The organism is Coriobacteriia bacterium, assembly GCA_013334745.1.
Classification (GTDB): Bacteria; Actinomycetota; Coriobacteriia; order Anaerosomatales; family JAAXUF01; genus JAAXWY01.
This window is the reverse complement of sequence record JAAXWY010000009.1, coordinates 18,213-30,279: the sequence shown is the minus strand read 5'-3', so window position 1 is coordinate 30,279 and position 12,067 is coordinate 18,213. Positions and strand designations below refer to the sequence as shown.

Below are 12,067 nucleotides of genomic sequence, written 5' to 3'. Positions count from 1 at the left end.
ACAGCGGGCACTAGGTACTCACCACAGTTGTCGACAGCCGTGCGCGAGGATGTCATGCAGTGGGTTCGGCTTTACTCCCAGGCCAACAATGCCGAACATAGACGTACTGCCACCGTTCGGGGGAACGCGTGTGACTGTCACTGACCCAGCCAACCTCAATGGCAACCCGGACCTCTTCATCCGGATTGCCGAGAATGCGCTCACCGTCGCCGATGAACTCCGCGAGGACTACTTCAAGTCCACGCTGGGACTCGCGCGTTCGATGCGCGATGAGTTTCGGCGAGGCGAGGGCACCTACCGAATCAGCCGCATCCCCCTCGATGAGCAGACGCCCTGCGCTGTCGCGTTCGTGGACGGCGGACTGTCGAAGATCGACGTTGGACTTGGCGTGCCCCTGATTGTTCGCGCGGGTATCTTTCGTGTGAAGCAAGGCGAGCGGGATCTGGAGAAACGCGAGACGTTCGACCATTTCCCGCTCATGCTCGGACAACTCCGCGGCGGCCTGAAGGCGAGTTCGAAGTACGGCGACGTCGTGCGGGAGCTCGTTGAGCTCGGGGCTCTAGTGACAGCGCTCGAGGACGAGCGCTTCTCGGACATTCGAGTCCTGATGCTCCACGGTCCGCTGCAGTTTGTGAGCGGCCCGTTCTTCGAGCACTGGTTCTACCCCGAAGACTACGAGCAGATGCTCGGTATGTCTGATGACCGTCCGCATGTTCAAGAGGTCCTCGGTGCGTTCGCCGGCTGGTGCGAAGCATGCGTGCACCGCGAGACCGGCCGCTGCAGCCAGGACCTTGAGGATCAACACCTACCGGCCGTTTGCATGATGGCATTCCTGCAGGAGTACGTGTTCAGGCGTGCCGCGGAGAATGGCGTTCTCCTTTGCGGTGTGGTCGAGCGTTCATTCGGCCGCAGCATCACCAAGTACGTCGTCAAGCGGATGCTCGATCGGGAGCCCGAGGTCTTCGGTTCACTGCTCGAATCGCTCGCGATTGATTCGAAGGCTGCGGGCGTCCAAGCGGATGCGATCCTCGACGCGACTCGCTACAACGATGCGGTGCTGCTCGCTCTCGCACTTGATCGGGGCGAACAGCTCGATTGGTATCCGGTCGAGCCCACTTCTCGGATCCGTGATGAGCGCGCTGCGCTATTCCCGCACGTGCAGACGACGTTTGTTCGCACAACGTCCGCCAAGTACCCGATGCGCATCGAGGTGCCTGCTTCGTACGTGTCGGCAGACCTTGATGAGATCGTATGCAGGTCATTCGAGTACGCCAACCTGCTTCCGAACTACGCGTTTCCAATCGGACTCGACATCGTGGACAAGTACGCCGCGATACCTGGATGGATGACGAAGGCGTACAGACAGCTGATTCTTGCGCAGTACGGACGGCTGCTGGCGGGCGAGTATGTGGACATGACCGACGTCGAGCGACTACAGATGATGGTCCTGACTCAGGGCCAAGGTGGCCGCAAGCGCACGGACAGACCGGGGGTATAGAGCGTGTCGGAACAACGAAACGGCAAGGCTGTTGGGACGGTTGTGGGTGTCAGCTCCACGAGCGAGTTCCAAATGCAGGTCAAACCCGACTCGGTTCGCGCTCAAGACCTGGTTGCGGTCGACACCTGGGAGGACGAGAAGCGGTTTCGAGTGTGGGCGAAGGTCGGCACCATTGAGCGGCTGAACCCACTCTTCCCACGCGAAGCCGCGCAGGAGCTGGCGTTTCAGGGCCGGGATCCCATGGACTCCGTCGTCTCGATGTCACGAGAGATGATCACAGCGACATGCACGGTGGTCGGTGTGCAACGCGACGGGCGGCTGGAACCGCCTAAGTACCCGGTACAGCCGGCTGGTCAGGTATACATCCCGCCCGCCGATGAGATCGAGTCGTTCCTTGTTGGGGATACCCCACAGCATCGCAGGCTCTATTTGGGCAAGGAGCGAGGAAACAAGGACGTCTCCGTCTACGTCGATGCGCACATGGTCGTGTCTCGGCACTTGGCCGTGCTCGCTTCCACGGGTGCGGGCAAGACAGTGGCTACACGCAAGTTGCTTGAGGAGCTGATGGTCAAGCGCTACCCAATCTTGATCTTCGATCCCCACGGGGACTACTCGGGGCTTCACGTTGCGCAGCACACCGAGGTCACCACCTACTTGCCGGAAATCCGCATTGGCGACGAAGAACCGGACGCCATTTTGGGGTTCGTGGCGGGACTGTCGGGCGAGACGCTTACTGCGCCGCAGGAGTCATTCCTAGCTGCCGCAATTGAGGTCCTTAGCGAGCCCGATCTGCTGCGCCAGTTCAACGCCGCCCTGCTTGAGGTGGAGCGCCCAGCGCTTGTGAAGACCGCTGCTAGGGACCACTTCTACGCGCTCGCGGAAATCTGCGAGAAGGTCATGGACTTCAAGAGCGCTGACGACCGGGCCAGTCTGCCGCGCGAGATCATGAGGGTATCGGCTGCGCTCAATGTCGGCGCCAGCACTGCCAACGCCGTTAGGCGACAGACGCGCAAGGCGGGCTGGCAGTACTGGAACATGATGAAGACGAACCGGAAGTTCGCGCGCGAGTCCAAGCCACTCCCGGCGAACAAGGAGCTCAAGTCCATCATCAAGCAGGCCGCGGTAGCCATCGTGTCACTTGAGGGATACTCCGATGCCCTGAGGCAGTCGCTCGTCGCGTCGATTATGCAGCGGCTGCTGGCAGAGCGAATCGATGACAACGTGCCGCGCTTTCTTACAGTCATCGAAGAAGCACACAACTTCATTCCGAACAGAATCGACGGCTCTGATGCACCGTCGCTGCCCGTCATCAAGCAGATTGCGACCGAGGGCCGCAAGTACGGGATGGGACTGGTGTTCATCAGCCAGCGCCCGAGCCGCATCGACGCCACTGTGCTGTCGCAGGCGAACAGCTACTTGATTCTCAGGATCGTGAATCCAAACGACCAAAAGTACATCCGAGATGTCGTGGAGACGATGGGGGAGGACGAGGCGAGATCGCTCCCCAACTTGAACACGGGAGAGGCGCTACTGTCGGGACTCTATACTCGGATTCCCGTGATGGTCCGGGTCGAGAAGAGCATCAGCCAAGGGTCTCACGAGGAAGAGGACTTCCTTGCGTACGTCGCCAAGCGCGACGGCGGGGCGATGAGGGCGGCTGAGGATTAGGCGCTATCAAGTCGGTATCAGGCTGGAACAGCGCGGCGCCTAGTGCACCGCCGCCGCGCGGCCTAACAGATCGTCCGGAGAGATGTCAGACCCACATGCCACGCTACCAGCGGGAATACGCTAATGTATCGAGCGGGGGAGGGCGGCACGTGACGTATCGCGACATCACACTGCAGAAGGCCTATGACTCGGGCTCGTCGGATGCCGACGTCTTGCTAGATTTCTACGTGCCGCTGCTCGAGAAGTCGGTGTCGTACGACAGGCTCTCGGGGTTTTTCTCGTCAGGGGCGCTTGCCGTTGCTGCGAGGGGCATAGCCGGCCTCATCCACAACGGCGGCTCGATGCGCATCGTAGCTAGCCCCAACTTCACGCGGCGAGATCTGGAAGCGCTCCAGAACGCGGGGGACGAAGGATTGTTGGCCGCCGCAACTGCCGCCGCCGAATCGGCCCTGAATCTCGACGAGCTGGCAGACAGCATCGCGCGCGATCACGTACGCGCTATGGCGTGGATGCTCGCCGAGGGTCGGCTCGAGATCAAGCTGGTCGTCCCATCAACTACCGCAGACTACGGAGACGGGCTCTTCCATCAGAAGGTCGGGATCCTGCGCGACGGGGTGGGCAACATCGTTTCCTTCGGCGGCTCCATCAACGAGACGGCCGCTGGCTGGACCGACAACATCGAGGAGTTCAAGGTCTTCCGAAGCTGGGAGGCCAGCGAACGGGAGTACCTCAATCGCGATGAGGAGCTGTTCCGGCGGTACTGGAACGGCGGCACGCAAAGGGCGCGAGTGGTTGCTCTTCCGGATGCAGCGCGCAAGAAGCTGATGTCGTATGCGCCCACTGACGTTGAGGAGCTCGACCTGGATTTGTCCAAGCTTCGGAAGCGCCGCCCAAGTGGACCGAAGTTCCAGCTGCGGTCATATCAGGCGGAAGCAGTCGACGCGTGGTTTGACCACAACTGCCGCGGCATCTTTGAGATGGCTACCGGCACAGGCAAGACCAAGACGGCAATCGCCTGTATCGCGCGCCTCGCAGAACAACCGGGGAAGCAGCTGACGGTCATCACGGCGCCGTACCAGCACATTGCTGTGCAGTGGGCGGCGGAACTCGAGGGCAAGCGGCTGGTCACGACCTTTGGCGCTGGCAACTGGCGAGCTGAGCTGAACAATCTGGCATCCGACGCGAAGCTCGGCCGCGCGAGGGAGGCCTATGTCGTGGCGGTCCAGAACACGGCCTCCATGCACGACTTTCTCGAAACCGTTGAGGGACTCGCGAAGACCTACGACCGTGTTGCCTACATTGGCGACGAGTGCCATGGGCTCGGTGCCCCCGAGATGCGCAAAGCGCTGGGTGAGTTCTACACGCATCGGCTCGGGCTGAGCGCAACACCGACCCGCTGGTTCGATGATGACGGTACCGCCGTACTACACGACTTCTTCGGCGAGACGGTGTTTGTCTTTGGTATTCACGAGGCGCTGAACTGGGTTGATCCGGTCACGGGACTCACTCCGCTGTGCCCATACAAGTACTGGCCGCGTTTTGTCTCGCTCGATGGCGAAGAGCTTGAGGAGTATCAGGAACTAACAAACAAGCTGGTGACGCTAATGAGCGCCGAGCAAGGCTCCGAGGCCCATGACATCTACGAGCGCCTGCTGTTCAAGCGTGCCGATATCGTCAAGAAGGCCTCTGCGAAGATCGGCGAACTAGGCAGGATTCTCGACGAGCTAGGCCAGGTCGATCATTGCCTCGTCTACTGTCACAGTTCCGAGCAGATGCTGGAGGCGCAGGAGCAGCTCTGGAAGCGGGGGATTCGATACAGCCGTTTCACTGGTGCGGAAGGCACGACGCCTTCCGACGAGTTCGGCGGACTCAGCGAACGAGAGCACATTCTCGGGAGTCTTGATCGAGGCGATGTTGATGCGCTAGTCGCCATGAAGTGCCTGGATGAGGGCGTAGACGTGCCAAGCGCACGCCTCGGGATCATTCTTGCCAGTTCAGGCAATCCGCGGGAGTTCGTCCAGCGCCGGGGGCGCTTACTTCGGCGAGCGCCGGGTAAGGACTTCGCATTGATCTATGACTTGGTTGTGACACCCAACATCGATTGGCTTGCGGATGAAAGGGTTAGGGACATCGAGCGGAAGCTTCTCGCTAAGGAGCTTCAGCGCGTCGATGAGTTTGCCGAGAATGCGAGTAATGGTCTTGAGGCACGCACGGAGGTACTAAGGCTTCTCGCCAAGTTGTTGTGACGATAGGGGGACGGCATGGCAGGCGACACACTGGTCGCGCAAAGGATCGCGCGCATGGAAGAAGACGATGCGGTCAAGAGGTGCCTTCAGGCTCTATTCACCCATGAACTAGAGACAGCGGATCAGGTAATGCCGCATTTCAACGCGGAGTACGAGAGGGCAATCACCAAGTTCGCCCCAGCCTGGGACCCATCGCTTGCAGAGGGTGAGGCTGAAGCGGAGTGAGAATCCAGCGAATCAAGATTGAGAACTTCCGCCAATGGCAGAGCCTTGACCTCGATCTGGGCGACGAGCGCTCTGATGTCACTATCGTCGTGGGGAGTAATGGCGCAGGCAAGACCAATCTACTGAACAGCATCATCTGGTGCCTGTATGGTCGCGAGGACTACTACAGTCGGGACATGGATGCCTGTCCACTTGTTAGTCAGGCCTCGCTCGACAGCGCTGATGAGGGTGCGCTCCTCGTCTGCAGCGTTACCGTCGAGCTGGGCTTCGCAAATGGCGGATGGGCGGAGATAACCCGTGCCCAGGAGTTTGTTAAGTCGGGGAAGACCGCCCAGCGCCATCAGGCCGAGCTCAAGGTGCTAACGCGAAAGTCTGCCGACAAGGGGTGCGTCAGCGAGGCGAATCCTGAGCACTGGATTGAGCGTACCGTACCCGCCAGACTCGAGCCCTACTTCCTCTTCGACGGCGAGCGACTCGACAACTTCTTTAAGAACGCGGAGGCGCAGAAGGTCGAGGATGCAGTGCTTCAGATCGCACAGATCGATCTGCTGAGACGGCTGATCGATCACCTCGAGAAGGTCTCCTCGAAGCTCTACTCCAAGGCGGCGCGTGCCGGCGGCGGCGGCGATGCTGAGATTCAGGCCAGCCGGCTCGATGACACGCGAGCGCGCTTGGAGAAGAAGATCGAGGAGATTGCGCAGTATCGCGCCGCGATCTCCACCCACGACGACGTGGTTCGCATGCTTGAGTCGAAGGTTGGAGACATTGCGGCTGTCGCGCAAGATGTTCGTAAGAGGCAGGAACTGCAGTCGCAGTTCAACCAGATCGGTGCAAGCGTCGAAGAGAGTTGGGCGGAACTGCACAAGTGGTCCGGGAAGTCAGCGCCGGGTATCTTGGCGTTCGAGGCGCTCCAGGGGCTACGTTCGACTATTGATGCCGCCAGAGCCGAACGGCGTCTGCCGCCCCCAGTAGCACCCGATATTCTTGAGGAACTGCTCGGCAAGTTCGAGTGCGTATGTGGGAATCCGCTCACCAAGGGATCCGACGGTCGCAAGCGGATCGAGGAGCTGCTGGCCGAGTACGAGCACATTGGGCAGCTGGGTGACGTGCTCTTATCCCTCGAACCAGGGATGAGAGCTGTGCTTGCGGGAACCTCTGCTTCTCCTCAGACCGCAGAGAGCATCATGAAGCGGATCGATGACTGGGAGACGCGGGCACAGAATGTCGGGCAGGAGCTTGAGGTTCTCAATGGCCGACTTGCCGGTAATGAGGATAGCCAAGTCCAGCAGATTGAGCAGGAGCTTCGACGCGCAAGGACAGAACTTGAGAGGGCGCGATTGGAGCTTGCGAAGGCGGAGATTCGTGCGGAGGAGTTTCGCGAGACAATCTCGGAAATCGAGAAGGATCTTGGAAGACTCAAGTCCCAAGACGCAAAGCTCGCCGGGCTAATCAAGGAGGCTCAGTTCGCCAAGCGCTGTCTGGCTGTGGCGCGAGGCACCTATGACGAGCTCACGACAGAAGTGCGCATGAAGGTGGCCAAGTCGCTTGACGAGAACTTCCGGAGCATGATCTGGACGAAGGACCTGGTCGAGTCCGTCACCATCAATGAGAACTACGGGGTTTCGGTTACCAACTCGAGGGGCTTTGAGATCCTGCCGGTTCTATCTGCCGGTCAGCGTGAGTGCCTTGCGCTGGCGTTCTCGCTGGCACTCAGTGAGGTTTCCGGGTACGAGTTCCCCATGGTGATCGACACGCCGATGGGTCGGCTCAACCGCGACGTACAGACGTTTGTCGCTCAGGTGTTCGCTGAGACCACGAAGGCGGCGGACGGTCACGGACCTCACCAGCTAATGATGTTGATGACCGACACGGAGTACACAAAGGACGTTGCCCGGGTGTTCGCGACGCGCAACCCAACGGTGTTCAAGATCAACTTCGACTCGAAGCAAACCGTGTCCACGCTCGAGGGGGTGCGATAGATGGCTGGTCGAACGATTCTTCAGTTCAGCAAAGATAGCGTCGACACCTACAAGCAGTTGGGTGAAAGCCTCGGCGGACTTACGAACCTCGAGGTCTTCCTGATCGCCATGGCCTGGGGATTCAGGAACGGTATTCGAGCCGAGAAGGTAGTCAAGTCGAACACGGGGCCGCGCCTTGAGTACTTCAAGGACAGCGACATGGCGATCGTTGCCGCCGTCCAGCTTGCTACCACAGATGATCCGGACTCACTCCTTGACCTGGATGCACGGTACGACATGGCTGAGCAATTCGCCGAAGGCGGAATTCGCCTACTGAAGAGCGAGATGGAGAAGCAAGGGGACTTCGCACGGATGTTCTCCGCAGAGATCAAGACGGTTGCCGACGAGATACTGATTGTGCCGCTGTGAGTCCCACCAACGGGCAGTTCGAGGGCAAGGACTTCTGGGAGAGCAACCCTGACTTCGACGCCCTAGTAGAGCGAACTCGAAACCCAGATTCGCTGGAACGCTGGGCCGCGATCTTCGAGCTTGGTGAGCGCGGGGATGCAAGGGCGGCGGATCGGCTCAGGTTGCTTACGAGCGACAGCGACGAATTCGTTAGGGATGCGGCCAGATCTGCTCTGGCGAAGATCAACGTCGAGGTCCTCAGAGAATCCGGCACGCTTGAGGCTGATGGCTCGACGTGTGTGACTAGAGCCAGGCGCATGCGGACCCATCTCGACGCGCCCGTCTACACCGCCTGGAAGACCCGGCCGGTGCCAACTCCCTCACGGGGTGGAACCTGGGTCATTCACACTGTCGTTCAAGAGATCGTCGAAGTTGAGGGGCCTGTGACGGGCGGGCGGGTGCTCAGCCTATACTGCCGGGCGGTGTCGCCAAACACTATGTCCCAAGTACCGCACGCGCCCATACGGTCCGCAATTGAGAGACTGGTCAAGAAGGGCAAACTGGTTCGCTGCGACGACTTCAGTTCGGACAAGGTTGAAGAGTGGACGTTGCAGCGAGTTGGCAGTCCTTGCGCCTGCGTCCGGCAGCGGGGGCTGCGCGAACTCAAGGAGATTCCCGCGACAGAAGTGCGCGAGGCGCTTCTTTCAATGGCGGGGCCGGCTGCTCGACGTAGGGGGCTCGATCACGAGCGCGCCTTCGAGTTGATCGTGTCGTTCTATGCGGCAGAGAAGGAGCTCGAGAAGATAGGGCTGCTGCTCACGAACCAATGGCGGGGACTGCTGAACGCCTGATGGGGGATGCGATGGACTTCGCGGAGGAAGAGGAGCTGCGGCTTGAGTCCTTGCTGGAGCAGCTTGAGGACGACAGCCCTGACGTGAGATGGCTCGCGGCGATCGGGCTGAGGGAGCTGGGCGACCCCGCAGCCGCACCAGCGATAATCGAACGGGTTCGGGCCGAGAGCGACGAACAGGCCCTGAGGGCCATGCAGGCTGCGCTTAGGGCGTTGGGCAAGACGATTTCCGCCGAGCAGGCGAAGACGCGCTCTGTCCGGGCTATTGAACACGCGCAGAAGCAGTCGGAGTCCAACACGCCGGTTGACGATTCGGTAGATGCCTACCTCGACTCAATTGGGAGGATGCCCCTGCTCACGGCAGCGCAGGAGATAGATCTGGCCATGAAGATCGAAGCCGGGCGCGAAGCCTCCAGCCCAACCAGTTCAGCGTTCGGTGATAGGGATAGCATTGATCGCTCTGAGGTGCGTCGCCTAGCGCGGATCCGACGAATCGGACTCGATGCCGAGAAGCAGCTGGTCGAGGCCAACCTGCGCCTCGTCATCTCGATCGCCAAGCGCTACGTAGGACGCGGCATGCCGCTCCTCGACCTCATCCAGGAAGGCAACCTCGGTCTCATGCGGGCCGTCGAGAAGTTCGACTACACGAAGGGCTTCAAGTTTTCCACGTACGCGACCTGGTGGATACGCCAGGCGATTACCCGCGCAATAGACAACCAGGCACGGATCATTCGCATTCCGGTGCACCTCTTGAGCGATGTCAACGAAGTGATTCTGTGGCGAGAGTGGCTCGCGATACTCTACGGGCGAGAGCCGACGCCCGAAATAGTGGGCGAGTGGCTTGATATGCCCGTTGAGCGAGCGAGGTTCTTGCTGGACATCAGTCGGGAGCCTGACAGTCTCGACATTCCCGTGTGCCAGGAAGCGCGGGGTCCAGGGACGCAGGACGACTACGATCCGCTCACCGATTACGGGGAAGAACGTGCCGAGGGTATGGAGCTCGGGGACTCGATCGTGGGAATTGATGCGGATACGACAGTTGAGACCGTGAACTCCCACTGGCTGCGAGAAGATGTGGTCGCCGCTTTGGAAGGACTCGAGGAGCGCGAGCGGCGGGTACTTGAGCTTCGTTTTGGTCTGTTGGATGCAGCCCCGAAGACACTCGAGCAAGTGGGGCGCGAATTCGGCATCACTCGCGAGCGAGTTCGGCAAGTAGAGTCCAGTGCGCTAGACAAGCTAAGGCATCTGGGTAAGGGCATCAGACTCAGAGACTACCTACGCTGACAGTCTCCGGAAGGTGCCGGCACCGTCGATACAGGGCGACGAGGACCCCACATGGCCCGCATGATCCCACTCCACATACCCGCCTCGGTCGACTCAGAGGCAGAGCGCATCCTCTTCGACGAGCTTGCACGTGCATGTTGCGCGGACTGGATCGTGCTGCACTCGCTTGACCTCGCACAGCGCGGCACAGGGCCTCTCGGCGAGGCGGACTTCGTGGTGATCGCGCCGGGGTACGGCGTGATCGTGATCGAGGCCAAGACGTACCTCGCGCGTACGCCGGCGGGCGAGTGGCTCACACATCCCAACGGTCCGCCCAAGCAGCGCAGCCCGTTTCAGCAGGCTGGCAACGCGATGCACCGCATCCGCGAGTGGGTGCGCACGCACGGGCTGCCCGACGTGCTCGCGACCTGTGTAGTCATCGTGCCGGACATGGACGTCTCGGCGGGGCGCGACCAGATCGAGTGGTCGGCTCGGCAGCTCATCGATCGGGCGCGGTATCGCTCCAAGAGCCTCGAGCAGCTGCTCATCGACGAGTTCGATGCGCAGCGCGCCGAGCTGCAGCATCCCCCCGAGCCGCTCACGCTCGAGCAGGCGGAGCGCATCGTGCGCGTGCTGCGCGGCGAGGTCGAGTGCTACATCAGCCCCAGGGCGCGCATCGAGAGCCAGCTTGCCGACGTGCGTCGATTCACCGAAGAGCAGTTCCGCGTGCTCGACCAATGGGATGGCAACTCGCGGGTGCTCGTTGACGGGCTCGCCGGCACCGGCAAGACGCTGCTTGCCATCGAGGCGGCTCGGCGAGGTGTCGAGAGCGGCCGGCGCGTGCTGTTCCTGTGCTACAACCGCCTGCTCAGCGAAACGCTGAAGGCGGAGACCGCTCCTCTCGGCGAGCTGTGCACGACCGTCACGATTCACGAGCTGATGCAGGGTGCCGCAGGCGAGAAGTGGAAGCCCGGACTCACGCATGAGTATTGGGAGACCGAGCTGCCGGAGAAGGCGTTCGATGCGTTCGCGGAGCGCTACGCTTCGCATGATGCCGCGCAATACGAGGAGCTCGTGGTCGACGAGGCGCAAGATATCCTCGGCAATCCGAACTTCCTGACGGTGCTCGACACCGTATTGCTGCGCAGTCTCGCCGGTGGGCGATGGCGCGTGTTTGGCGACTTCGGGCACCAGGACATCTTCGGTCGCGGCTGGGGCGATCCGCGCGAGGTGTTCCAGCGCCATCTGGGCTACGAGCCGCCGGTCGTGATGCTGCGCGAGAACTGCCGCAACCTGCCCAGGGTTGCTCACCTCGCCGGGGCGCTTGGCGAGGTGGCGGGCGGCTACCACGACTGCGTGCGCGACGACGACGGATTCAACCCGCGAGTGCTGTTCTACGACGGTGCCAAGACCGCGAAGAAGGCACTCGTCGACGCGCTTGAGGGGCTGTCGTCGGAGGGCTTCGAGCCAGGGCAGATCGTGGTGCTGTCGCGACACAGCGTGCGTAACTGCCTGGCGGCGTCGGTGGATGTTGCGCCGTGGCGTGATCGGCTGCGGACGCTCGCGGAGGTTGGGACGGGCGGCTACACGGGCTACGACTCGATCCTGCGGTTCAAGGGTCGCGAGGCGCCGGCCGTCGTGGTGACGGACGTGGATCCGCTCGGCGACAGCCGCCCGTGGGAGGACCTCGATGACGTACGTTCGCTGCTGTATGTGGGCGTGACCCGCGCCCTCAGCCGCGTGGTCGTGATCGCGCATGAGAGCTGGCGCGACCAGTTGCCGTGGGCGCCGATGGACGGGATGGGGCTGGAGAGCGGGGAGAGTGTCAGAGCTGAGTGGGAGAGTCAGCCTCGGACGGAATCATGAGCTGTACCGTTCCTTCGGTGCACGCATGTTGTCGCGCCGCGTGAAGAGCGGCAGACTACTGGAGAAACCGGTTGGTCAACGAGGG

Annotated in this window: 9 protein-coding genes; all 9 read left to right on the top strand. The window is 61.4% G+C overall.

Annotated elements, in window-relative coordinates; genetic code table 11:
- The first annotated feature begins 130 nt into the window (after positions 1–130).
- The 9 genes from HGB10_04035 (at position 131) to HGB10_03995 (ending at position 11,982) form a co-directional block, all read left to right on the top strand.
- The gene (locus HGB10_04035; GenBank protein ID NTU70977.1) at positions 131–1,498 is read left to right on the top strand and encodes a DNA double-strand break repair nuclease NurA; all 1,368 of its coding nucleotides are present in this window, start codon (positions 131–133) and stop codon (positions 1,496–1,498) included.
- A 3-nt stretch (positions 1,499–1,501) separates the two neighbouring features.
- Positions 1,502–3,166 (top strand): ATP-binding protein, encoded by a 1,665-nt coding sequence (locus HGB10_04030; GenBank protein NTU70976.1) that lies wholly within the window; start codon positions 1,502–1,504, stop codon positions 3,164–3,166.
- 149 nt (positions 3,167–3,315) lie between these two features.
- On the top strand, positions 3,316–5,412 hold the full coding sequence (locus HGB10_04025; GenBank protein ID NTU70975.1) for a DEAD/DEAH box helicase family protein: 2,097 nt from the start codon (positions 3,316–3,318) through the stop codon (positions 5,410–5,412).
- Positions 5,413–5,466: 54 nt separating this feature from the next.
- Positions 5,467–5,637, top strand: a complete 171-nt coding sequence (locus tag HGB10_04020; protein NTU70974.1) for a hypothetical protein — start codon at positions 5,467–5,469, stop codon at positions 5,635–5,637.
- Positions 5,634–7,616 (top strand): AAA family ATPase, encoded by a 1,983-nt coding sequence (locus HGB10_04015; protein NTU70973.1) that lies wholly within the window; start codon positions 5,634–5,636, stop codon positions 7,614–7,616. The genes HGB10_04020 and HGB10_04015 overlap by 4 nt, the downstream gene beginning before the upstream one ends.
- Positions 7,617–8,024: a hypothetical protein gene (locus HGB10_04010; GenBank protein ID NTU70972.1), complete on the top strand. Its 408-nt coding sequence runs from the start codon at positions 7,617–7,619 to the stop codon at positions 8,022–8,024.
- A complete protein-coding gene (locus HGB10_04005; GenBank protein ID NTU70971.1) occupies positions 8,021–8,854 on the top strand; it encodes a HEAT repeat domain-containing protein in 834 nt (277 codons plus the stop codon). Before HGB10_04010 ends, HGB10_04005 begins: the two co-directional genes overlap by 4 nt.
- 11 nt (positions 8,855–8,865) lie before the next feature.
- A complete protein-coding gene (locus tag HGB10_04000; protein ID NTU70970.1) occupies positions 8,866–10,137 on the top strand; it encodes a sigma-70 family RNA polymerase sigma factor in 1,272 nt (423 codons plus the stop codon).
- 51 nt (positions 10,138–10,188) lie between these two features.
- Positions 10,189–11,982 carry an ATP-binding domain-containing protein gene (locus HGB10_03995; GenBank protein ID NTU70969.1) on the top strand — a complete coding sequence of 598 codons (1,794 nt, stop codon included), beginning with the start codon at positions 10,189–10,191 and terminating at the stop codon, positions 11,980–11,982.
- Positions 11,983–12,067: the final 85 nt, after the last annotated feature.

Bases quoted from the DNA above. Each gene is read 5' to 3' on its own strand.
- HGB10_04020 (NTU70974.1), top strand. From the start codon at position 5,467: ATGGAAGAAGACGATGCGGTCAAGAGGTGCCTTCAGGCTCTATTCACC.
- HGB10_04010 (NTU70972.1), top strand. From the start codon at position 7,617: ATGGCTGGTCGAACGATTCTTCAGTTCAGCAAAGATAGCGTCGACACC.
- HGB10_04000 (NTU70970.1), top strand. From the start codon at position 8,866: ATGGACTTCGCGGAGGAAGAGGAGCTGCGGCTTGAGTCCTTGCTGGAG.
- HGB10_03995 (NTU70969.1), top strand. From the start codon at position 10,189: ATGGCCCGCATGATCCCACTCCACATACCCGCCTCGGTCGACTCAGAG.